A 22,766-nucleotide genomic window follows, 5' to 3' on the forward strand; every position below is an offset into this window, starting at 1 on the left:
GGTCGGCGCCGTCTGACGACGGAAGGGCTCCGCCGGACGCCATCAGCCGTGAGAGGTGACTGACTGTGGAAAACGTCCAGCCCATGATCTCCGCCCCTGTCCCGGCCGACCGGTTCACCGCGCAGGCGGTGCGCCAGGGACCGTTGACATGGAGCCAGCAGTTCTTCTGGTTCGACCACCACTGGCTGACCTTCCCGCATCGGCGCGTGCTGCTGCTCCGCTACACCTGGGACCCGCCCGCCGGGACGTCGCTGGCCGCGTTGGGCGCCGCGTTGGACGCCCTGGTCCTGCGGCATGAGGCACTACGTACCCGGTACGGCGTCGGCGCGGACGGGCAACCGGTGCAGGTTGTGCTGCCCCCGGAACCCGTTTCGGTCATCACCTGTCCGACTGGAAACAGCGCCGACGAGGCCGCGCTCATCACCCGCATGCGGGAACGTGACCTGGACATCGGCGGTGATCCGCCGATCCGCGTCGGGGTGCTGACCGACTCGGAAGGGTACGCCGATCGCGTGATCGTCATGGTGCACCACTTCTCCGTCGACCTGGGCGGGCTGGACGCGATGGTCGCCGAGCTGGAGCAGCTGTCGGCTGGTGCGGCCGGCTTCGCCGCCCGCCCGGCATGGCAGCCACTCGACCAGGCAGCGGCCGAGCAGTCCGCCAGAGGCCGGGTGCGTGCCAAGCGCACGCGTCTCTATTGGGAGAATCTGTACTCCCGCATGCCGTACCAGACGTTCCCGGACCGCAAGCGTGGCCCGTTCCCGCAGCGCTACCACCTGCTGGGACTGCGCTGCGATGACGTGGAGGGTGCCGTCCGTGACGTCGCCAACCGCTACCAGAGCAGTCCGGCATCCGTCTATCTCGCCGCTTTCGGTGCGTTCCTCTCCCTGGTTTCCGGCCAACGGTCCTGCGCTGTCACCGTGGCCGCGTCCAATCGGATCACCGCCCCGTCGGCAAAGGCCGTCGGCTGCTTGTTTCAACCGGTGATGCTCTGCCTGGACGTCGATCTCGACCGCACATTCGCCGATCTGGTCGCCCGCGCCGGCGCCGCCAACCTGACGGCGCAGCTCAACGGGGCCTACTCCTACTTCGAGCGCAAGCAAGCCGAAGCGCGCTGCGCCCACCGTCGTGGTGTGTCGTTCCGCTCGGCGGTCGACTTCAACTATGTCGAGAACAAGACTCCACGCGCGCCGTCACCCGGCGAGGCCGTTCCGGTCTCCGGCGAGGTCTACCGCAGGCCCGCCGCGTTCACCGACGACTCCTGCGATCTCTACCTATGGGTTTACACGCACCCGTCCCGGACCGACATCATGCTCATGGGCCACGCCGCGGTGATCAGTGCGGCGACCATCGAACACATCCTCGTCGGCATGCGCGAGCTCATCATGTCGGCGCGCGACGAGGACACGGTGCCGCTGAGCGGTCTGCGGCGCCTCGTCGAGGCGAAGAGCTACGGGCCTGGATGGGCGTTCGTCGACAACTGCTGGATCCGGCCGGACGACGTCCGCGCAGTGCTGCTGGCGCACCCGGGGGTTCGTGCGGCGGCGGTCGTGGTCGACGACGACGGCCTGCTCACCGCCTACATCCACGGCGCCGACGGCACACTCGGCCCGAGCACACTGCGCCAACATGTGATCGAGCACCTGGCCGGGGGATCAGCCGTCATCGCGCCGCACCGGTATGTGCTGTGCGCCCAGGCACCCGACGATCCCGACGACCCGCGAGCATGGGCCGCGCAGCCGGTCCTGCCGGCCGTTCGCGGCGACGGGCCGACGACTGCGGAGCCGTCGGAAGCCGCGGCGCAGGCGCTCTGCGCAGCCGTGGAGAAGTTCAACCCGGGTGTCGAGGTGGACAGTTCGGCTGTCTACCTCCTGGCCGGTGGGCGAGCTGGCGTCCTGACCGCACTACTGGTTCACCTGCACGACCAGGGTTATACCGGTCTCTCGCCCTCTGACCTCGCCGGTCCGGCGTCGCTGGGCAGCCTGGCCAAGCGACTCCGGCCGGTCGGGCGGGGCTGAGCCTCAGCGTTGCTGTGCGGCCGCCACGCGCTGCTTGAGCAGCCCCACCAGCATATGGTTGACCGAGAGCATCGCGTCCTCGAAGTGGAAATTGTTGTCGTTGGGACCGGTCTGCCCGGGGAAAGCCGACGAACCCGGCACCACGAGGCAGACGTCGGCCAGCGCTCGGCACCGCCCGCCGTCGCCCTTGGTCATGGCGAACGTCCGGGCACCGGCCGCCACCGCTACCTCCAGCGCGCGGATGACGTTCGGCGAGTTGCCGCTGCCGGAGTACGCCATCACCAGGTCCTGGTCAGTGACGAAGGGTTCGAGGGCGGCCGCGTACATGTCGTCGCTGCCCAGATCGTTCACCAGGCCGGTCAGCTCCGCGGGCGAAGAGCAGAGGTTCACGAAACGCAGGCGCTTGACTGAGGGCGAGATTCGCCGTGTCTTGTCGTCGCTGACGAAGGGATGGTGCTTGAAATCGCAGTAGGCGTGGTCGAGGGTGCCTGCGTTTCCGCCGTTGGCCATGGCGAAGACGGTGCCGCCCGCGTCGTACGTCTGGAACAGCATCTCCGCCACCGCCCGCAACGGCTCGACGGGGAAGGCGTCGATGATCGCCCGCTGCTCCGCCAGGTAGAGCCGGAGGTCGTCCTCGACACTCATCGGTGGGCCTCCGCATGCTCGGTGTCGATCCGGCCGTTGCCACGGTTGCTGTCGTCCGCCCAGCGAATGACATCGTCCAGCTCGGTGGTGGACACCTCGATGGAGGTGTAGTCCGACTGCGCGATCACCCGGTGCAGGATGCCGGCGTCCGACGACCATCCCGACCGGCGCCGGTACAACTGCCGGGGCAACGCATCGGCGTCGATCACGGACCCCGGATCGTCCGGGGCCGGGGCGCCGTTCAGCACCGTCGCCTCACCGTCGACCACGTAATTCGTCTCCACCTTCTGTTGGTGCGACTGCAACGACGACTGATGACCGGCGGTCATGTGGATCTGCTTGAGCGCATACGGCGGGTCGGCGAGGTTGTCGGTGTACCAGATCTCGAATCCCCATGGCTTGTCGACGCGGTAGGACGACACGTCGACACAGGCGGCGCCTGAGGTCGCCTCCGGCACCGCGTCGACGGACTCGTGGGTCGGTCCCATCGCTGATCCGGCCTCGAGCACCACCGCGGGTTCCGCGCCGACCTGCGCGAAGCGGTACGTGGCGGCCGGCGGCGCGTGCCAGCCCTGCAGGACGCCGTACTCGCGCCCGTGCGCCGGGTCCGCGTCACCGGTCTCCAGCCGTACCCGGCCACCAATGACGATGAAGCTCCGCTGGTCGTCCGGGTGCCGCCGGTAGCCGGAACCTGTGCCGGGCGCCAACTCGTGCTCAACGAACAGGTAGGGCGGCCGGGACAGGCCGTCGACGAGGTTCTTCGGCTCGTTAGCACGAATCATTCCGCGTTGTCCTTCCGGGAGGGATCGCCAGGGGCGGCGAGGAACCGGGTAATCCGACGGGCGATGCCGGGTGCGTCCAGGTCGTACCGCTCGTAGAGGTCAGCCGGCGAGCCGGCTTGTCCGTAGTCATCGACACCCCACGAATCGAATCTGATCCGCGGTCGCATGCCGAGCACGATCCGGGCGATCTCGTCGGCCAGCCCACCCTTGCTGAAGTGGTCCTCGATGACGACCGCGGTGTGGTAGCGGGACAGGAGCCGCTCGACGGCGGCGGTGTTCAGGGGCAGCGAGGAGGCGTTCACCACGGTGGGATCCGTGCCGTGCTCCACCAGCAGGTCCGCCGCCTCGAGGACGACCGGGACCGGACCACCCATGGTGAGGATGACGGTGCCGGTGCCCTGTCGCACCACGTCGGGGTGACCGAAGCGGAACTCGTAGGCATCGTCATGGACCTCCGGGGTCGGTTGCCGACACAGGCGCAGGTAGGTCGGTCGGCGGTGCCCGACCACGTACCGCAACATTCTGCGCGTCTCGACGCCGTCGGCCGGCTGCAGCACCTCGACGTTGGGCAGCGTCCGCATGAGCGCCACGTCACGCAGGCCCATCTGCGTGGGCCCGTCCTTGCCGATCGCCATGCCGGCGTGCGTCCCGACCATCACCACGCCGGAGTCGTTGAGACCGATCGACTGGAAGATCTCGAGGAACTTTCCCGTGAGGAAATGCCCGAAGCTCGCGACGAACGGCCGGAAGCCCTCCTGCGCCAAGCCGGCGGCCACACCGATGCCGTTCGCCTCCGCGATGCCGACCTCGAAGAAGCGGTCGGGGAAGGCGTGTTTGAACGCCGCTGTCTTGGTTGCCGCGGCGAGATCGCAATTGACCACGACGACGTACTCGTGCTGGGCGGCCAGCTCCACGAGTGCGTCGCCGAACCAGTCCCGGGTCGCCTTCACCGCACCCCCTGCTGCCGGCGCAGGTAGACGACGGCGTTCTCGTACTCCTCGGCGCTGAGCACACCGCTGTGCGTTCCGTTGAGCAGGATCCGCTCGGGTCCGAGATAGCCCTTGAGGGTGTGCGCGATGATCACCGACGGCTGTGCGTTGTTCGTCCGGGCCGTGCTTATGGCGTCCCGGATCGCCGTATGGCAGTGGCCGTCCACCTCCTGCACGTGCCATTGGAAGGCACGAAGCTTCTCCGGCAGTGCGTGCAGGGGCAGGACCTCGTCCAACGGGCCGTCGTTCTGGCTCCGGTTGTGGTCGACGATGAGCAGGGTGTTGGCGAGTTGACGGACGCCGGCGTACATCAGCGCTTCCCACATCTGTCCCTCTTGGAGCTCGCCGTCGCCGACGAGACAATAGACAGTGGCGTCCTCGCCCTTCAGCCGCTTGGCCTCGGACCTGCCGAGCGCCACGGACAGTCCCTGGCCCAGCGCGCCGGTGCTGACGGCCACGGCGGGCAGCCGAGTGCGGTCCGGGTGCCCCTGTAGCCGGCTGTCAATCTGGCGTAGCGTGCCGATCTCCGCACGGTCGAGCTCGCCGGCGGTCAGCAGGGCCGCGTACCAGGTGGGCGCCGCGTGGCCCTTCGACAGCACGAAGACATCCCCGGCCGCGCTGTCCATCTGGTCGAACTTGAGGACGGTGACCAGGTCGACACACGAAAGCGACGATCCTACATGTCCCGAGTCAGCCAGGTGGATCATCGTGAGCACGGTGGCGCGGACCTCGTTCGCCAGCGGCGCCATGAGTTCCGGGCGGACCGGCGGGTAGTACTGGCCGTTTACCAGGTGTGGACCTCGACGCGCGAACGCCGAGTTGTTGCGGCTGGTGCTGACGGCCACGACGTACCTGCCTTCAGGTCGCTGAGTATGCTTGCGTCTGCTCACTACGCCGACAGACCTGCACCGTGCGCGCCGGCGCTGTGCCATGCAGCCGCATCGTCGAGCTGGGCGCGTAGCCATTCCACCGGATCGCCGGTCACTGCCCGCTCCCGCAACCGGTGGGCACGCTCCGCCCGTTCGGCCGCGGGCATGGTGAGCGCCTGGTGCAGGGCATCGGTGTGCTCGTCGACCGAGGCGGGATCGATGCCGACCGCGTACGGGCCGAGAATCTCGTGAGCGCCCGCGGCCCGGGACAGCAGCAGCACCCCGTCGCGTCGGTTGACCACCGGGCCCTCCAGCGCGACCAGATTCATCCCGTCCGCACGCGGAACGACGTCGAGCACGTCGTAGTCGAGGTAGCCGGCCACCGCCCGCTCGAACGAGTCCTCGACGGTGAGCAGCACCGGCCGGTCCGGGTGCCGGGAGTTCACCTCGGCGGCGAGTCGCTCGCTTTCCCGCAGAGTCTCGACGAAGTCCGGGATCGTCATCCGTACGGGGATGAGCTGGGCGACGAACAGCGCCGTGCCGGCCATGCCCGGGCGGCGCAGCAGCGCGTCGAATGCGCGTAGGGCGCTCGGGAACGCCTTCACCGGGTCGACGCGCTCGGTGCGGAACACCATCCGCCGCCCGCCGGCCGCCCGTCGCAGCGCGGCCCGGTGCGCACGGACCGCGCCGGTGTTCTCGGCCGCGCGCAGGTGCGTCGGCGTGGCGGGAATGGGATGAGCGACGACCTTGACGGCGCGCCCCTGCGGCAACCTCACCACGCCTGCCGCGAAGTCGGTGTCGACGCCCAGGAACTCACGGCAGCAGTCGATGAAGTTGCGGGCATACCGGGGGATCTGGAAGGCGATCAGGTCGTTGCCCAGCAGGCCGGACAGCAGCTCGCGGACGACCTCCGCCGGCAGCACCCGCCATGACGGCGGGGCCGGGAAGGGTATGTGCACGAAGTGCTGCAACACGACCTTGTCGCTGAGCGCCGGTGGCAGTGCCGCCCGCGTCATGGCCGGGGCCAGATACAGCTGGTAGTCCTGCCACACCACGTGCGCCGGCCCGCCACCGTGACGGAGTTCCTCCGTTACCGCCTCCGCCAGGTTCCGGTTGACCAGCCGGTAGCCGTCACGGTAGGCGTCGAGGTCGGTGCCGTTGACGTCGGGACGGGGCCAGCAACCGTGGTGCAGCAGCCAGAGGAGGCGGTTGGCGGCCACGTCGTAGTGACGCCGGTACGCCACGGGGTCGGTGTGGACCAGCCGTACCCGCAGGCGCGCGGCACCGGTGTCGACCTCGGTCCCGCCGCGCGCCGTCAGTTGCGCCTGGCCCGGTGTGCGGACCGAGGAGACGAACATCGCCGACGCTCCCGACGCGGTCAGCGCGGTCGTCAGACCGTGCCGGTCGACCGCGCCACGGACGAGGCCGTCTGGGCCGCGGACCAGACGGCCGTCCGCGTCGAGAGCCGGGTCCACGAAGCTGCGGTCGTTGACGATGATCACCCGCATCCGGGCACCCCGTCGGCATCGTGCCTGGCCACGGCCCGGTAGAGGACGGAGTAGTCCAAGTGGCCCAGACCGGCGGCGATCGCCTCGTCCGCCCGCTGCCGGGCCGCCGTGGCCATGGTCATCGCCAGCCCGTGGGCCCGGCCGGCCCGCTCGACCAGGCCCATGTCCTTGGCGAACGTGTCCACCCGCGCATCCGGCGGATAGTGCCCGCTCTCCAGCATGCGCCGCTTCCGCTTGACCAGGGGCCCGATCCGGGATCGCTCCAGTTCGTCGAGGACCGCGCCGCGGTCCAGGTCCAGCCTGTCGCTCAGCGCCAGCGCCTCGCCCAACAGCGCCACCATCGGCGCGACCGCCGCCAGCACCACCTGCTTGAACGCCGTCCCGGCCGGCACGTCACCGACGTGCACCGGATCGCCGAGCAGCGTCAGCAAGGGACGCCACCGGTCCACCGTCGCCACGTCGCCGCCGGTCAGAATCCGCAACTCGCCGGCGGCCGCCTGTGCCCAACTGCCGAGCACGGGCGCATCCAGCAGGGCCACCGTGGGCGGCAGTAGGCTCCGGATCGCCCGCGCCTCGTCCACGCCGATCGTCGACATCTGGACCAGCACGTCGGGGTGGCCCGCCGCGATGCCCTCGGCTCCGGCGATCACCTCGGTGACCGCCGCCCCGCCGTCCACGAGGACGATGACGGCACCAGCGCCGGCGGCCAGGTCGGCGGGCGAATCGGCCACCCGGGCACCCCGCTCCGCCAGGTCCCGGGCCCGCTCCGGATGCCGGTTCCACACGACGACCGGAACACCGCAGTCAAGCAACCGCGCGGCAACGGCCCGGCCCATCAGTCCCAGGCCGCAGACGGCCACGGGACGCGGATCGAGCGGGCGCTGGCTCGACCCGCCGTGCTCGACCACCGGGGTGTCCGGCGCGCCCGACCCGGTCTCCGATACGTGCATCCGCCCAGTTCCTCTCGTAGTCGTCCGCCTACGCCGAATGAGGACCGGCGGTCCGGACAAGTTCCGGGCCGAGCCAGCCCAGGTGGGTGCGCGCTGTCACACTGGCCCCGGTGGAGACCAACTCCTCCAGCAACATCAATGCCACCAGGCACAGCCCCGTGGCCAGCATTCGGCATGCGTCCCACCCGTGCACGTCGCCGTACTCCCGATGTTTGCGGTCGGAGAGCCGGCAGGCAGCCTCGGCAAGGCAGTGCACCGCGTGGACGACCAGAAGCCGGGTACGCCAGTCGGGATCGTCGCGGTCAAGTTCGGCGGCGAACGGCAACCCTTCCAGCAACGGGACGAACTGCGCCGCTGCCGTCAGGTAGGTGGCCCGGCCGGCGCGCAGGCTCACCTCGTACCGCGGCTCGTCGAGCGATCCGGTGGATCGTCGAACCACGAAGCCGCCGGCGATGGCCTGCTCGAAGACGGTCAGGCTGAACAGTGACTTGGCCAGGTCGTACACCGGATCCCAGGGCTGCAGCGTCCCGCGTGGGTCGAGCACGAGAAAACGGTCGGCGTCGACGAGCAGGTTTCCCAGGATCAGATCGCCGTGCAGCGGAAACGACAACCGGCCGGGCCGCATCAGCCGTGCCAGCCGGTCGTCGGCCAGAGCATCGATCAGCCTCGGAACGGTACGACAGGAGCGGCCGTTGACCGTGACCCTGTCCGCGGTGAACAACGCCGGGTCGAGGTGCTGGGCAAGCAGTGGAAGCCGGCGGCGCAGCCGGTCGACATGGGTCGTTCCGAAGTGGTCCGGGGGCGCTGGCTGCCGATCGGCGGCGTACCCGTGCTCGCTCAGGGGGCGCAGGATGGTGCGGAGTCGTTCGGTGAACGCCGGAAGATCCGCGTCGGGCCGGTCCAGTAGGACGGTGAGCGGTTCGCCGGCGTGGTACGGCATTGCGTAGGCGGCCCAGCCGGGCCCACGCCACTCTCCGATCGTGCGCACGTAGTGCGGAGAGAGCACCGGCAGGCGACGGTGCACGGCCCGGATCTGCTGTGGTTTGAGCACGAAGGAATCGAGGTCGTGCCCGTCGACGATGCCGTCACGGCCGTACAGCACCTTCACGACGACGCGTTCGCCGGGGCTCGGCTCGGTCAACCACAGCCGCGCCGGACTGCCGCCAGCGGGTAGCGCCTCGGCCTGAGCGCCAAGTGCCTGCCGCACCGGTGAGGGGAGTGCTGGGGGAGCGGTGTCACCGTGACGGTTGGTGGATCCCGACAGCACGAGGTCGCTCCCCATCGAGTCATATAGATCAACGGTGGCGCCAGACTATGTGCGCGCCACCTGCCTGTCAATCGATGCGCCGAGCCGGCTGGGCGCCGCACCACTGTCCTGCTCGGACACTTCGACACCGTGACAGCCAGCCGGATCGGCCGGTTTCCGCCGTGGGTTGCCGGAGGGCGTGTCTGGGATTTATCGGCGCGATGCAATATCGTCCCAGCGTCCGGCGGAGTCTCCGTCCGGTGTCCCTCGAGGGGAGCGAGATGGACGCGTACGCGCGTGGGTCAGTGGACCTCGCTCAGACGCTTCAGCTGCTGAGCCAGGGCGGTGTGCTCGCTGTGCCGGCCAGCGTCGGCCGTACCGCGTGACCATCAGCTACGCCGCGTTCGACCTGGACGGCACTCTGATCGATGCCGCCGACCAGCCCTACGACGGCGTCGTGGCAGGGCTTGCCATGCTGCGTCAACGCGGTGTGGTGCCGCTGATCGTCTCCGGGCGGTCGGCGCGCTCGTTCCGGAACCTGCGCCACCTCGACGAGCTGTTCGCTCAGCTGGACGACGAGGTGCTACTCAGTGACGGCAACGTCGTCCTAGACCGACACGCCGATCTGCTGTCGTTCCCGCTCACCTGCCCGTCCCCAGTGCTGCGCCGGCTGTCGAGCGATCCCGGCATCGACATGGTCGTCGAATGCTCAGGCGAGTTCCATGCCACCACCAAGCGCGCCGCGGCGCAGTTCGCCATGGTGTACCGGGTGCCCCGCCAGCAGGTCCCGCTCACCGGTCACGCGCTGTCGGATGTGCCGTGCTTCACCGCCGTGACGGTGTTCCGCAGCACCACCCCCGTGCCGGAACTGTTGGACGGCACCGACTGCGAGGTGATGACGATCCGGCCGTTCGAGGCCCGGGTGGTCCGGCCGCGCGGCACGGGCAAGTCCACCGCGCTCGTGCGGCACCTGCGGCGACGTTTCGGTGAGCCCGACCTGAGCCGGACGCTGGCGGTCGGCGACGGCGCCGCCGACGCGCCGATGCTGGCTGCCTGCGCGTTCGGCGTGGCCACCAGCGACGCCAGCCCGGTGGCGGTCGAGGCCGCCACCAGGCACCTGTCTGGCGGCCTTGCCGAGTTCCTGTCCGCGTTCGACCCGGAAAGCATGGTGTGACGTGACTCCAGCGGTGTCTCCGGAGATTCAGCTCGTGCTTCTGCTGTCCCTGCCGGATCCGCGGTCCGACGAGGTGGATGCGATGCGTCGGCTGCTCGACTCGCCACTGGATTGGAATCAGGTGCTGGGCATGCTGACGGTCCACCGGGTCCTGGGCGTGGCGTGGCACAACGTCCTCCTGTACGCCATCGAGCGGCGACAGAGGTTGAGGTCGGCGTACTTCCTCAAGTCGCTGCGGGTCTCCGCGGCCGGGCAGCGGCTGATGGCAGGCGAGCAAACGGAGCTCACCGTGCAGGTGCAGCGGGCACTGAGCGACGCGGGGCTTCGTAGCGCGGTCCTCAAGGGCGGCGCGGTGGCGAAGATGGCCTATCCCGATCCGAGCATGCGGATGTTCAACGACAACGATCTGCTGGTGGACCGCGAACGGCTCCCCGAGGTGGAGACGGTGCTGCGCGAGCTCGGGTACGTGCAGGGCAGCTGGGACTACGCGACCGCCTCCGTCCGTCCGGCGCCACGCCGGGAGGCGCTGTTCCTCGCCCTGCACTCACATCAGACGTACTCCTACATGAAGCCGACGCCGCAGGCCCAGGCTCTGGAGTGCCACCGCCTCGACATGCATTTCTCCATCGATCTGATGACCGGCCACCGCAGTGACGCTGCGGTGTCAGCCCTGCTGGACTCCCGTATCGAGATCGACGGCATGACGACGATCTCGGCGACCGACATGCTCGTCTTTACGTGCCTGCACTTCGCCCGGGAGGCGGTCCACCGAGGGGAGGTGCTCGCACTCAAGGATCTCGTGCTGTACAAGGTCGTGGACATCCTGGCTCTACTGGCGGCTTATGACATGAGCGATGTCCCAGATCGGGCGGCGCAACTCGGCTTCGCTCGCGAGGTGTACTTCGCGTTGCACCATGCGGCCGACCTGTTCCCCGGCCGCGTGCCGGCGGATCTGCTCGATCGGCTACGCCCGGACGACCTCGCCTACCTGGACGAGGTGAACGACGGTCACGCGGTGGTGCACCGGTGGCGTACGCCGATGATCCAGCGGATGTTCGACATCCATCGGCTGCGCGAGCTGACGGAGTCGACCTGAGGACGCCGACGCGGGGCTCGGGTGAACAGCGGAGGCACCGGCGGCGCGGCCGGCCGGTGCGTACCGCCGTGCCGGCTACCTCGCCGAATCGTGAACCAGCAGGGAATCGATGACCGCCCAGAGCCCGGCCGGGGTGGCGAACGTGCTCTCGGTCAGCAAGTGATCGGGAAACGTCACGTCGAACGCCTCCTCCAAGTCAAGCAGCAGGCTGACGGTTGCCAGCGAGTCCACGCCGTACGTGGCGAGGCTGAGGTCCTCGCTGATCGGCGTGCCGGGAGGTAGCAGGGTCAGGTAACGCCGCAGCGTCTCCTCGAACGGTGCGGTCCATGCCTGTTCGGTCAACTCACTGCCTCCTGGTTTACGACGGATGGTGCCGACACGCCCGTACCGCAGCGGCTCACGGCAGCCTTCCGGCGCCGTCGAGCAGCGTCATCGTCCCGATGGCGCCCACGAGCCGGTCGTTCGAATAGTTGAGGCTCGCCGAGCGCAGGTCGCGAAAATGCCGCTCCAACGGGACGGCCGCGTCCCGCTGGTAGCCGATCATTGCCCCGCCGAGCTGGACGAGCCGGTCCACCGCCGAGAACGTCAGCTCCGAGCAGGCCACCTTCACGGTGTCGATCCGTATCTGAAGGGAACGGTCGTCGAGTGGCTGGCCGCTGTGCCGCCGGCGCAGCACCTCGTCACGCACCAGCGCGAGGTATCCGCCCGCCAGCTCTATGTCGATGCGAGCCCGGGCCAGCCGTTGCCGGAGCAGTTCGCTGTCGCGCGACATGCTCGAGGGGACGTGCCGGGAGCGGATCAGCGCCACCACCGCGTCGAGGGCGCCGCGGGCCGTCCCGAGCCAGCAGGCCGACCAGGCCAGGTGTCCGGCGGGGATCATGCTGTCCACCGCGATCGCGCGGAAGCCGCCCGGCTGCCCGATCACCTGGTGGCTGGCGGCGACGCCCGACAGTGTCATGCCGACGCTGCGGGTGCCGCGCATGCCCATCGCGTTCCAGTCCCGGACGACCTGCGCCTCGACCTGATCACGGTGCAGGTGGACCAGACTGACGTCGCTCGGCGCGGCGTCGGGCCCGGCGCGCATGGTGATGAGGAACCCGTCGGCGTGCTCGCCGCCGGTCACGATGGGTGCGTCCCGGCGCACCAGGAGATCGTCGTCCTCGGGCAGCAGCGCCGAGGAGGCGGTCAGCAGATGCCCACCCTTGGACGGCTCGGTGGTGACGGACGCGAGGTAGTAGCCCTCCTGCGCGATACGCGGCAGGAGGTCCGAGCGCAGCCGCTCGCCGGCGTGGCGCACGACGGCGTCCACCTGCTGGCAGTGCATGGCCCAGATCATCGCGGTGGACAGGCATCCACCGGCCAGCACCGCCGCCACGTCGACCAGATCGGCGAGGTCGCCGTCCATTCCGCCGTACTCGGCCGGCACCAGCAGGCCGAAGAGGCCGGCCTCGCGCAACGCCCGCACACTGTCGTGCGGGAACGCCGCGCCGGCGTCCGCGGCCGCCGCATGGCGCGCCAGGACGGGCATCAGGTCGGTGGCGATCGCGAGGGCATCCGTCATGCGGGCTCCGTTCGGGGTGTCACGATGACAGGTTCGTGAACAAGTCGCATCCGGGTCGCTTCGAGTACGTCCGTGCCGCGAAGCACCACCTCGGCCGGGGCTGGGTGCCCGAGGAACGCCACCAAGCTGGCGGTCAGGCCGTATGCGCCGACGTTGGGGAACACCACCTGGTCGCCGGCCCGCAGGTCCGGCGCCTGGACGCTGCGGCCGAGGACATCGGCCGGTGTGCACAGCGGCCCGACCATGTGCACCGCCGTGGTGGGCGCAGTGCCGGTCTCCGGGGTGGCGGCGGCACGCGCCAGCTTTCCCAGCCCCGACATGCCGCCGAGGTGGTTGATCCCGGCGTCCAGCACGACGAAGGTCTGCCCCCTGCTGCGCTTGACGTCACGCACGGTGGTAGCCAGCCGGCCGCTGTCGCCGACCAGGTAGCGGCCGGACTCGAAGGCGATCTCGACGTCGCCCGTACGCCACCCGGACAGGTCGGCGTCGAGTGCGGCGCGCAGCGCGGCGCCCAGCCGCCGGTAGACCGGGCGGTCGCCCGGCTGTGCGTACGGTGCGGCGAAGCCTCCGCCGAGGTCCACGATGCGCATCGGCAGGCCGGCCTTGTCCCGCAGACGCCCGGCCAGCGAGACGCTGGCCTGAACGGCCTCGATGAGACTGTCCTCGTCCAGGACGTTGCTGACAGGGTAGAGATGCAGACCGGCCAACCGGGTGCCGGGCACCGCGGTGAATCGCCCGGGATCGGCGAGGACCTGGTCCTCGTCCACGCCGAACTGGGTGGCGGCCCCGGTCATCCGGAGAGAGGTGCCGCCAGCGGCGGTGCTGTTGACCCGCAACAGGACCGTCGCCTCGGTGGCGTGTGCCAGTGCCGCGCGGCCGAGGCGGTGCAGCTCATCGGCCGACTCAGCGGAGAACCGGCGCACCCCCCGAGCCAGTGCGTCGGCGATCTCGGCGTCGGTCTTGCCCGGTCCGGTGTAGAGCAGATCCGCGCCCGCGAATCCGGCGGCCATGGCGACGTCCAGCTCACCGGCGGAGCTGACCTCCGCCCGGCAGCCGAGGTCGCGCAAGGTCCGGACCAGCGCCCGGTTCGGGTTGGCCTTGACCGAGTAGTACAGGACGGACGGAGTGGGCAGCGCGGCCCGCAGATCGGCGTACGCCTGTTCCACGGCGTCCAGCTGGTACACGTACAGCGGGCTACCGTAGCGCCGCGTCAGGGCGGTGATGTCAGGCATGTCGGCTCACTCGGACGTCGTCCTCCAGCAGGTGGCTCAGGGCGGCCCGGTCGGTCTTGCCGGTGCTCCCGACTGGAATGGCGGGTAGCACCCGGCAACTCGCGGGAACCTTGGCCGGCTCGAGCAGCTCGTGCAGGCGCATGAGGACCTCGCCGGGCTCGAGGTCGGTGACGGCGAACAACGTCGCGTCGCGGCCGTCGCCGGGTGGCAGCAGCGCGACATCCTGCACACCGGGTATCTGGCGTGCGGCCGCCTCGACCTCGGCGACGCTGACCCGCACCCCCCGCTGCTTGAACAGGTGGTCGCGGCGACCGTGGAAGAACAGGTTGCCGTCGGCGTCGAGATGGCCGTAGTCGCCGGTGTGGAGCAGGCGCCGCCCCGTCGCCGGATCCCGTCGGTAGGTCCGTGCGGTCAGTTGCTCGTCCTTCCAGTAGCCGCTCATCAGGTGCGGCCCGGCGACGACGATCTGGCCCTCTTCGCCGGCCGGCGCCGGCCGCCCCGACGGGTCCAGGATCACCAGGGTGGTGCCCGGCAGGGGCTTGCCCAGTGAGCCCGGTCGGGCCAGGTCCCCGTCCGGTTCGGCGATGGTGACGCGTTTGCATTCGGTGGTGCCGTACATCAGCTGGATGGCGGCGGAGGGGAATGCCTCGCGCAGGCCGTCCAGATGGGTCGCGGTCAGCTCCTGGCCGGTGTTGGTGACGAGGCGGACGCTGGGGGCGGAACCGCGGCGCGCCAGTCGGATCAGGATGGTGGCCAGGGAGGGCACCACCGGGACGACGGTGACTCCATGCCGGCGGATCGTGGCGAGTAGCGCACCGTCACCTCCCGGTCCTTGCAGCACCAGGCATGCGCCCGCTGCGGCTGCCAGGAAGGCCTGGTAGAGACCGTAGTCGAAGGAGAGCGGCAAGCGGCACAGAATGACGTCGTCCGGGCGGTAGCCGAGGCGCTCGGCGATCGCGCCCACCGCGAACAGCACCTGTCGATGCGGGCAGACCACTGCCTTGGGACGGGCGGTGCTGCCGGAGGTGTAGAGGAAAAGCACCGGCGACTGCGGATCGACGGGACTCCGGATCGCCGTGTCCGCCACCGGGGGAGGACCGGTCAGGGTCAGTGCGGGCTCCGCGTCGTCGATGACGTGCGCCCACTGCGCGGGCCGCAGGTCCGCGCTCAGTGGTACGGCGACCGCCCCGAGGTGCGAGCAGGCGTAGACCGCCGCGAGCACCCAGCGCTCGGCGGCCGCCCGGATCAGGACTCGGTCGCCAACGCCGACCCCGGCGTCGTGCAGGCCAGCCGCATACCCGCGGCTGTACCGGTCCAGTTCGGCGTAGGTCCAGGAGCCGGTCGCGTCGCGTACCGCCATGGCTTCCGGCTGCCGGGCGGCCGCCTGCGCCACGAGGGTGTGCAGGAACGTCACGGCTCGAGGTGGCGGACGTCGCCGAGGCTGACGACCTGGCGGTTGTGGAAGAAGTCGTCCTCGCGCAGCGTGGTGATGCTGCCGGAAGGCGCCCGCAGGTTGACGTATCCAAGGGACGCGATCGGCATTTTGATCCACGCCGCGACCACGAACGTCAGGGCGAAGCCGTGGGTGGAGATGATCTGATGCTCGCAGGGGCTGCGCAGGATGTCGTCCATCGCGGCGTAGACGCGCGTCGCGAACGCCGTCTTGGTCTCGGCGCCCTCCACTCCCTCCTCGTGTCCCATCCGGTCGCCGACCGCGGGCGGCGGGACGAACCGCTGGTCCAGCCATGCCTGAGGCCGGCCCTCGGCCACGCCGTACGACTTCTCGCGCAGCCGGCGGTCCAGGACCGGTTTGATCCCGAAGCGGCCGGCGACCGCCTCGGCCGTCTGCGAGGCGCGTCGCAGGTCGGAGGAGTACAGCTCCACCTCAGAGCCGTCCGGAACGGCGTCGCGTAACGCTGTCGCGATGGCTGCCGCTGCCTCGGCGCCGGCCGGCGTGAGCGACGAGTCGTGCCAGCCTCCGACCACATCGTCGAGGTGATGGGTGGCCTCGGGGTGGGCGATGACGTAAAGGGTGCGCACCGGTGGATGCCTTCCTTGTCGGATCGGTCAGGGCAGTGACAGTTCGAGGACCATCAGGCCCCACAGCAGGCGGGCATGGTCCCTGCCGCGGGCGTGCTCCGCGATGACGCCGCTCACGGCGCTCTGGCTGAGCATGCCGGACGAGCACAGCCGAGGCCGGGTCAGCACGTCGACGGTGAAGTCCCACAGCGCTCTGCCCGGCGTCAGGTAGGCGCTGACGGGGAAGGTGAACGGCTGCTTGTCGCGGCGTTGCACCGAGAGTGGGACCAGTCCCACGCCGGCATCCCAGAGGACCTGCTTGCGGCGTGCTCCGCCGACCTTCAGAGCGTCGGGCGTTCGCCGGGCGAAGCGGGTGACTGCCGGCTGGCAGTAAGGGACACGGCCCTCGATCGTGTTCGCCATGGCGAGATGATCGAGCTTGCGCAGATTGAGGCTCGGCAGCTTGTACGTCCGGTCGAAGCTCAGTATCTGTTCGACCGCGCTGGCAGCGGGGCGGGTCAACAGCTCGATGGCACGCTGCCGGCTGCTGGTCCCGGAGTCGACCATGCGGCGATAGTCGGCGGTGTAGAGCGCCCGGTAGTCAACCTCGGGAATCAGCGACAATCGGTCGAGATAGCGTGCCGGCCAGGCGTCGTCACGGGCGGCCAGGGCGGTGCTGTACCGCCGGTAGCCGCCGAACTGCTCGTCCGCGCCGTCGCCGACGAAACAGACCCGGAAGCCGGCCGCCGAGATCTCCCGGAACAGCACGTACGCGCTCAGCGCGTGCGGAGTGGCGTTGGGCGTGCCCAGTGCCGTCACCATGTCTGGGAGCAGTCGCGGCAGGTCAGCCTCGCGGATCTCGACCGTCTCGAGCGGAATGCCCGCGTGGGCCGCTGCCTCGCGGGCGAAACCGTGTTCGTCGCTCGGGTGCCGTCCCTCGTGCGTCACATGGAAGCCGGTGACGTCGTCGCGCCGTTGGGCGAGCAGCGTCGCGAGGATGCTCGAGTCCAGTCCGCCCGACAGCTGCACCGCGATGGGCGCGGCCTGGCCGGACATGGCGGCCACCTCCCGGGTGAGCAGCATGCGCAGGCTCTCCGGCGTGGCTTCCCCGTCGTCCGGCAGGTCGGTGTCCGCGGGGCTGTGCACGACCACCGCGCCGTCCTCGCACACCAGCTGCTCGCCGGGGCGCAGGGTGGACACCCCGGCGTACAGCGACGTCCCGTCCGGCAGGCACTGCCAGTTGAGGTAGTGGTCGACGGCGCCCGCGTCGACGTCCAACGGCATCTTCACGAGGGCCGCGAGGCCACGCGGCTCGGACGCGAAAGCCACGCCGTCGCTGGTGACGGTGTAGTAGACGGTCTTTACGGCGAGCCGGTCGCACCACAGTGACATCCGGCGTCCGGTCCGCAGGTCCACCAGGGCAATGGCGAACATGCCCTCCAGCCGGTCCACGAACCGGTCGCCGTGCAACTCGTAGTAGGGCACGATGATCGACCCGTCGGAGTCGCCGTCGACGTGCACACCGTGTTCGGCTAGCTCCTTTCGGAGGGCCCGGAAGTTGTAGATCTCTCCGTTGAACACCGCGTGCACGGTGCCGGCGGCGTTGCGGAACGGCTGGCGGCCCGTGGCCGGGTCCTGGATGGCGAGGCGGTTGCAGCCCAGGCCCCAGCTCTCTCCGGTGACCCGATCCTGCTGGTCCGGGCCGCCGGCGAGCTGGACGTCGCGGGCAGCGTCCAGCCCGGCCCGGTCACAGGCGCGTCCGTAGTAACCGTAGATCCGGCACATCTCGTCTCCAGTGGCAGTACCGAGCCCGCAGGCATCCAGGGGCACGACCGGGCTTTCAGGAGGACCTGTTGTTCTCCCCTGCGGGCGCCGTCCGGCCGGTCGCCCACTGCTGTAGCGGCAGTCCGTGGTCGACCGTGCGGCGCTTCTCCATGGCGGCTAGCAGCTCGCGGAGCGAGGGGACGTCGGCCTCGGCCTCGCGGGCCCGGAAGCAGTACTCGTTCGAAATCTCGGCGTTCCAGCTCATCGTGGGGTGCAGCTCGGCTTTCAGCAGATCGACGAAGTCGCTTCGGCTGACGAACGACTCGGTGTCGTCGCGGACGCGGCGGATCTCCGCGAATGCGCCGTCGATGAGGTCGAGCCACGACAGGATGGCATCCTGTGCGTGGCTGGCATTCGGCACGCCGTAGGCGTTGAGCTGCCGGAACTCGTCGGCCAGCCCGGACAGTGACTCGGGCAGTCGGGACAGGAACCGGGCCAGGTACTTCGGATTGCGGTTGGTGTTGCCGTAGATGTGCGTCAGGCCCCGGAACGTGTCGACGCCCAGTTTCCGGGCCGCGATCAACGCGGACTCGTAGTCACGTTGTACCCACATGCCGGCCAGGTCCCGGAAGTCGGGGTAGCTGCCGACAGCGGTCCGAAAGGCGGTGTAGGCGAGCTCGCCGGGGCGGATCACTTCCCGAAGCTTGGCGAACTCGCCGGCGTTGGTCAGCGCGACGCCGTAGGTCAGTCGCGACAGCAGCCGGAAGTCCACCGAGGACGCGGCGAAGCTCGACGACTTGCGGGCGCGGTTGCACAGGTGGGAGTAGAGCCTGGTGTGCGCGGCCAGCATCTCAGTGATCTCGTCGAGAGTCCAGTACTCCACGTCGACGCCCAGGAGGCTGTCCGGCAGGTAGTCGAAGCTGGCCTTGACCCGGTCGCCGCTCGTGTAATACCGCATGTGCTGGTCCCGCGGGAAGGTCTCGCGGTGGAACCGGTCATCCGGCTGGCGGGCGATGAGAGAGAAGTCGAAGTCCGACGAAGGCGTGCCGGAGCCGTCCACCAGCGATCCTGACAACACCAGGATGTCACTGTCGGTCAGATGGATCTTGCTCAGGACAGCCTGCTCGTCGAAGTCGTCCATGCCCTCGACCGTGGTGATGTGTTCATGGAAGGAAAGCACGACCGTCCAGGTCCTCTCTCAATAAAATGAAGATCTATCCTTAGCATGGTGGTCCAGGCTCGTCCAGACCTGTCCGCTGAGCACCGGCCGCCGCTTACCACCACATCGATTGCTTCGACGTGCGCCGACGGGTACAGTCTGGCCACTCGGGTTCCTGGGGCGAATATCTATTGGCGTTGTTGACTTTCGGGTCGTAGAAGGCGCGGGGAACGACGGCAGATGCGCGGGCGGCGATTACTCATCACCGGGGCGAGTGGCGCCGGAACCACTACGCTGGGACGCGCCCTGGCGACCCGGTGGGCGATCCCTCACGCGGACGTGGATGACTACTTCTGGCTTCCCACCTCTCCGCCGTTCCTCCACAAGCGGCCCGCCGTCCAGCGGGTGGCCCTGATGGAGGCGCTGTTCGTGCCACGGGATGCCTGGATCCTGTCCGGATCGCTCGACGGCTGGGGCGACGCCGTCATCGCCCGCGTCGACGGCGTGGTCTTCCTCATGCTCGATCCCGGTGCCCGCATGGACCGGCTCATGAGCCGCGAAATTCTCCGATATGGCGACACGATCGAGCAGGGCGGGACCAACGAGGCAGCCCACCGGGACTTCCTGGAGTGGGCGCGCGGCTACGACGATCCGGCGACCTCCGGCCGCAGCCGGGCCACCGACGACCGGTGGTTGGCGAGCCTGCCGTGTCCGGTGCTCCGTCTGGACAGCCGGCAGCCGGTGGCGAACCTGGTCGCCGCGGTGGAGCAGTGGGCCGATCGTGGGGTGACTGCGGGGAGCCACGTTCGGTGAACGAGGCCCGCTTGCGGCGAGTCGTGGCCGCCGTCGACAGCGGGCGGGCGCAGGCCCTCGATGGCAGGGGAGTCAACCGGTCGTTCCGGCTTGTCGACGGCGATCGGCATCTGTCAGTGAAGGTGCACTGTGCGAGCCGATCCACCGACGCCCAGCTGTTGCGGATCCGACGCATCGACGCGCTGCTCCGCGGCATTCCCTGGTATCCCTGTTTGATGGACGCCGCCCTGGTGGGGTCCCGGCTCGTCGTGATCCGGCCGTTCGCGCCGGGAGCGCCGCCGCACGGCGCGCTCCAGCACGTGGGCCGGCTCGTCGGGGTCCTGGGCGACCTGGCCGATCACGGCTTCGATCCCGGCAGCGAGGAGTTGGTGGGTGACTACGCGACGCCGTGGCTGTCCGGATGGGAACGGGAACGCCAGGCGGTGGTCCCCGTGCTGGCCGGTGAGCGCGGAGACCTGGCCCAGGCGATCGACGAACACGGCGCGGCTCTGCGGGCCGGCGCGGCGCGATTGACCTGCGCCAAAAGGGCGATGGCATACCACGGTGATCTGCACGGGCGCAATTTCATCGTGAGCAGCCGCGGTCAGCTGACGGTCATCGACTGGGACGAAGCGGGATTCTCGCGTCGCCCGGCGGATGTCGGCAAGGCTCTCTGGCTGTCCTGCCGGCGCGAACGGGGCGACTTTGTGTTGGATGCGGACGCTGTGCAGGATTTCCTCGCCCGGGTGCACGCCAGGATGCGACTGCCGTACCCGCACGCCGGCGACCTTGCTCTGCTCGGGGGATCTGGTTCCTTCCCACGCTGAGTCACGTGACCCTGCTCGGACAGCGGGACGCCGCGTTGGTGCCGTGGTATCTCGACTGGATCACCCGGTTCTGGGTCCGCTTCAATGAGAATCTGGCGCTCGTCCGCAGGACAGCCGTCGTCCTCGAGAGGGCGGCTGACTCCGCTCACTGAGCGACCCAGGCGCTTCTGGTGAGCTCGCCCGCGAGGCTGGCGAGGTCTGCCGCACTGCCCACGGAACATCGCAGCAGCGGCAGTTCGGCGATGTTCTCGAGGAACACCTCGAGGGACGGGGGATCCGTGCGCCGGGATACCGGCACCCGCAGCCAGTCCTCGCCGTACAGGTTGTCGTCGCGGGAGAAGCAGTTGCGCCCTATCACCTCGGCGGCGTACTCCAGGGTGGAGCGTTCGCAGTAATACGCCGCGGTCGGGTCCACCCGCGGCAGGATCACACCACCCAACGGCGCGTGCGAGATGACCGGAACGCCGAGGTAGCGGGTGACCTCCCGGCAGCTCAGTTTCATCTTGTCCTCGCCGTGGAACCGGTCCCAGTCCGACTCCGGGCCAGGCATGCCTGCCCGCAGGTTCCAGTCCTCGAAACCGGCGATGCCCATGACGTCGAGCGATCCCTTGTTGATGGCAAGCGGCAGGGGGCACGCCGTCAACCGGTAGAACCCGTCGGCGCGGTCGACGTGCATGCGGTCGTTGCCCATCCAGCCGGCCGAGGGCAGGAGCCGGGCCAGTGCGATGGCCGTCGTGGACTTGCCGGCGCCGGAGTCGCCGACGACCAGCCATCCGCAGCCCGCATACACCAGCGCCGAAGAGTGCAGAATCAGTGAACCCGCCGCCGTGGCGAACCGGGTGGCGACGTCGCGGATCAGGCGGGTCAGCCACCGGTCGCCCAGTCGGGATCGGGGCCGCACGAGGACGGCGCGCCGCCCTGTGCGCACGAGCGCGGCCACCTCGTCGGAGTTCACGTCCCGCAGCGTGAAGACGGTGTGGTCGCCGATGTCGTACCGGGGCTGCCGGAAGCCACGGGTGAGCTCGAACTCGCCCCGCGTCGCAGTGCCCGCCACCTCGTCGAGCAGGGCCTGGATGTCCGCCTGATCGCGGACCAGGTCGATGATTGTGAGTTCAGGCTCGTCGTCGCGGCCGTCCTCGCCGGGCACCACCTCGACGCTCTGCATGCCCGGCGGATGGAACGTCTCGGCGACCAGAGCGGCGGACCCGGGGGACTCGGTGCGGATCCGCACCTGGTGTCCCCGAACGAGCAGGAGTTGGGCCGTACCGCCGGCGGGTTCGGCCGCAGCTGCCCGGTCGACGTTCATTTGTGGTCTCCTTGACAGACGACTACAGGAAGTACTCGGCGGCCGCGCCTGCCCGGAATACCGTCCAGGAGCGGAAACCGATGTGCCGCAGCACCTCGATCACCTCCGGGTACTGGTCGGCGATGCGGTCAGGGACGTGCGCATCCGAGGCGAACGTGAGGGGGACCCCGAAGTGGTGCGCGCGTTCCAACAGGTCCGTTTCGGGGTACCAGCCGCCGCACTGTTTCGTTCCACCCGACGTGTTGATCTCCATCGCCGCGCCGGAGTCGCGGATGGCCAGCAGCATCTCGTCGGCCGCGGCCGCCGCCGGTACCGCACCCAGCTGCGGGAAGTTGCCCTTCAACGCGTCCACATGGCCGATGACCTGGAACAGCCCGGACCGGGCGCACTCGGCGACCGTCCGGAAGTAGCGGCTCTTGACGTCGCCGAGTTCACCCTCGTCCACCTCGGCCCACCGGGTGACGTCGAAGATGTCGCGGCCCTCGAACATGTGCACCGATCCGATGATGTAGTCCAGGGGATACCCATCAAGGGCCGCCGAGTACCGGTCCATCCGGCCACGGAAGTAGTCCGCCTCCGTGGAAACGAGGATCTCGATGCTGTTCGCGAACTCCGCCTTGAGCGCCACTGCCTCGGCGATGTAGGACGGGAACTGCGATTTCGGCATCGCCACCCGGGGCAGCGCATGATCATCGTCGGCAGCGAACATGGGGGTGTGGTCGGAAAGTCCGAGCACCCGCACGCCCTTGTCCAGTGCCGCGAGGACGTAGTCGCGCAATGAACCGGTGGCATGCCCACACCGCTCGTGGTGCGTATGCAGGTCGATCAT

At 69.4% G+C, this 22,766-nt stretch carries 22 protein-coding genes; 6 read left to right on the top strand and 16 right to left on the bottom strand.

Annotated elements, in window-relative coordinates; translation table 11 throughout:
* Positions 1–83 precede the first annotated feature (83 nt).
* Positions 84–2,018, top strand: coding sequence for a condensation domain-containing protein (locus GA0074692_RS04790; protein ID WP_091639745.1), 1,935 nt, complete (start codon positions 84–86; stop codon positions 2,016–2,018).
* 3 nt (positions 2,019–2,021) lie between these two features.
* Here GA0074692_RS04790 and GA0074692_RS04795 read toward each other — a convergent pair whose 3' ends face one another.
* Genes GA0074692_RS04795 through GA0074692_RS04820 form a run of 7 tightly spaced genes read right to left on the bottom strand, consistent with a single transcriptional unit; the run spans position 2,022 to position 8,968 of the window.
* Positions 2,022–2,663 carry a D-sedoheptulose-7-phosphate isomerase gene (locus tag GA0074692_RS04795; protein ID WP_176738298.1) on the bottom strand — a complete coding sequence of 214 codons (642 nt, stop codon included), beginning with the start codon at positions 2,661–2,663 and terminating at the stop codon, positions 2,022–2,024.
* Positions 2,660–3,445, bottom strand: a complete 786-nt coding sequence (locus tag GA0074692_RS34545) for a cupin domain-containing protein (protein ID WP_176738299.1) — start codon at positions 3,443–3,445, stop codon at positions 2,660–2,662. Before GA0074692_RS34545 ends, GA0074692_RS04795 begins: the two co-directional genes overlap by 4 nt.
* Positions 3,442–4,395, bottom strand: a complete 954-nt coding sequence (locus GA0074692_RS04800; RefSeq protein ID WP_091639750.1) for a transketolase family protein — start codon at positions 4,393–4,395, stop codon at positions 3,442–3,444. The genes GA0074692_RS34545 and GA0074692_RS04800 overlap by 4 nt, the downstream gene beginning before the upstream one ends.
* Positions 4,392–5,279, bottom strand: coding sequence for a transketolase (locus tag GA0074692_RS04805; protein WP_176738300.1), 888 nt, complete (start codon positions 5,277–5,279; stop codon positions 4,392–4,394). Before GA0074692_RS04805 ends, GA0074692_RS04800 begins: the two co-directional genes overlap by 4 nt.
* A gap of 44 nt (positions 5,280–5,323) precedes the next feature.
* The gene (locus GA0074692_RS04810) at positions 5,324–6,811 is read right to left on the bottom strand and encodes a trehalose-6-phosphate synthase (protein WP_091639755.1); all 1,488 of its coding nucleotides are present in this window, start codon (positions 6,809–6,811) and stop codon (positions 5,324–5,326) included.
* Entirely contained in the window at positions 6,802–7,761 is a 960-nt protein-coding gene (locus GA0074692_RS04815) for an NAD(P)-dependent oxidoreductase (protein WP_091639757.1), read from the bottom strand. Before GA0074692_RS04815 ends, GA0074692_RS04810 begins: the two co-directional genes overlap by 10 nt.
* A 28-nt stretch (positions 7,762–7,789) precedes the next feature.
* Positions 7,790–8,968 (bottom strand): phosphotransferase, encoded by a 1,179-nt coding sequence (locus GA0074692_RS04820; RefSeq protein ID WP_176738301.1) that lies wholly within the window; start codon positions 8,966–8,968, stop codon positions 7,790–7,792.
* 421 nt (positions 8,969–9,389) lie between these two features.
* On the opposite strand from GA0074692_RS04820, the gene GA0074692_RS04825 reads away from it, so the two are divergent.
* Positions 9,390–10,181 carry an HAD family hydrolase gene (locus GA0074692_RS04825; protein ID WP_176738302.1) on the top strand — a complete coding sequence of 264 codons (792 nt, stop codon included), beginning with the start codon at positions 9,390–9,392 and terminating at the stop codon, positions 10,179–10,181.
* Positions 10,182–10,263: 82 nt separating this feature from the next.
* Complete coding sequence (locus tag GA0074692_RS04830) at positions 10,264–11,277, top strand: nucleotidyltransferase domain-containing protein (protein ID WP_141725162.1); 1,014 nt, start codon at positions 10,264–10,266, stop codon at positions 11,275–11,277.
* A gap of 75 nt (positions 11,278–11,352) precedes the next feature.
* Here the strand turns inward: GA0074692_RS04830 and GA0074692_RS04835 are convergent, their stop codons facing one another.
* The 7 genes from GA0074692_RS04835 to GA0074692_RS04865 are packed head-to-tail and all read right to left on the bottom strand — an operon-like array spanning position 11,353 to position 19,033.
* A complete protein-coding gene (locus GA0074692_RS04835) occupies positions 11,353–11,619 on the bottom strand; it encodes a phosphopantetheine-binding protein (protein ID WP_091639766.1) in 267 nt (88 codons plus the stop codon).
* A gap of 55 nt (positions 11,620–11,674) precedes the next feature.
* Complete coding sequence (locus GA0074692_RS04840; RefSeq protein ID WP_091639769.1) at positions 11,675–12,838, bottom strand: acyl-CoA dehydrogenase family protein; 1,164 nt, start codon at positions 12,836–12,838, stop codon at positions 11,675–11,677.
* Positions 12,835–14,070 carry a type III PLP-dependent enzyme domain-containing protein gene (locus GA0074692_RS04845; protein WP_091639771.1) on the bottom strand — a complete coding sequence of 412 codons (1,236 nt, stop codon included), beginning with the start codon at positions 14,068–14,070 and terminating at the stop codon, positions 12,835–12,837. Before GA0074692_RS04845 ends, GA0074692_RS04840 begins: the two co-directional genes overlap by 4 nt.
* Positions 14,063–15,484: a class I adenylate-forming enzyme family protein gene (locus tag GA0074692_RS04850; protein WP_245730165.1), complete on the bottom strand. Its 1,422-nt coding sequence runs from the start codon at positions 15,482–15,484 to the stop codon at positions 14,063–14,065. Before GA0074692_RS04850 ends, GA0074692_RS04845 begins: the two co-directional genes overlap by 8 nt.
* A complete protein-coding gene (locus tag GA0074692_RS04855; RefSeq protein WP_091639773.1) occupies positions 15,481–16,110 on the bottom strand; it encodes a histidine phosphatase family protein in 630 nt (209 codons plus the stop codon). The genes GA0074692_RS04850 and GA0074692_RS04855 overlap by 4 nt, the downstream gene beginning before the upstream one ends.
* A 27-nt stretch (positions 16,111–16,137) precedes the next feature.
* Entirely contained in the window at positions 16,138–17,874 is a 1,737-nt protein-coding gene (gene asnB / locus GA0074692_RS04860) for an asparagine synthase (glutamine-hydrolyzing) (RefSeq protein WP_091639776.1), read from the bottom strand.
* 55 nt (positions 17,875–17,929) lie between these two features.
* Positions 17,930–19,033 carry a hypothetical protein gene (locus tag GA0074692_RS04865; RefSeq protein ID WP_091639778.1) on the bottom strand — a complete coding sequence of 368 codons (1,104 nt, stop codon included), beginning with the start codon at positions 19,031–19,033 and terminating at the stop codon, positions 17,930–17,932.
* Between the two features lie 219 nt (positions 19,034–19,252).
* On the opposite strand from GA0074692_RS04865, the gene GA0074692_RS04870 reads away from it, so the two are divergent.
* Genes GA0074692_RS04870 through GA0074692_RS34550 form a run of 3 tightly spaced genes read left to right on the top strand, consistent with a single transcriptional unit; the run spans position 19,253 to position 20,783 of the window.
* Complete coding sequence (locus tag GA0074692_RS04870) at positions 19,253–19,825, top strand: P-loop NTPase family protein (protein ID WP_091639780.1); 573 nt, start codon at positions 19,253–19,255, stop codon at positions 19,823–19,825.
* Positions 19,822–20,631, top strand: coding sequence for an aminoglycoside phosphotransferase family protein (locus GA0074692_RS04875; RefSeq protein ID WP_176738303.1), 810 nt, complete (start codon positions 19,822–19,824; stop codon positions 20,629–20,631). The genes GA0074692_RS04870 and GA0074692_RS04875 overlap by 4 nt, the downstream gene beginning before the upstream one ends.
* A 5-nt stretch (positions 20,632–20,636) precedes the next feature.
* Positions 20,637–20,783 carry a hypothetical protein gene (locus GA0074692_RS34550; RefSeq protein WP_176738304.1) on the top strand — a complete coding sequence of 49 codons (147 nt, stop codon included), beginning with the start codon at positions 20,637–20,639 and terminating at the stop codon, positions 20,781–20,783.
* On the opposite strand, the gene GA0074692_RS04880 is transcribed toward GA0074692_RS34550, so the two are convergent.
* Entirely contained in the window at positions 20,777–21,937 is a 1,161-nt protein-coding gene (locus GA0074692_RS04880; RefSeq protein ID WP_091639782.1) for a hypothetical protein, read from the bottom strand. The genes GA0074692_RS34550 and GA0074692_RS04880 overlap by 7 nt on opposite strands.
* A 22-nt stretch (positions 21,938–21,959) precedes the next feature.
* Positions 21,960–22,766, bottom strand: coding sequence for a histidinol-phosphatase (locus GA0074692_RS04885; protein ID WP_091639785.1), 807 nt, complete (start codon positions 22,764–22,766; stop codon positions 21,960–21,962).

This window comes from Micromonospora pallida, from assembly GCF_900090325.1.
Taxonomy (GTDB): Bacteria; Actinomycetota; Actinomycetes; order Mycobacteriales; family Micromonosporaceae; genus Micromonospora; species Micromonospora pallida.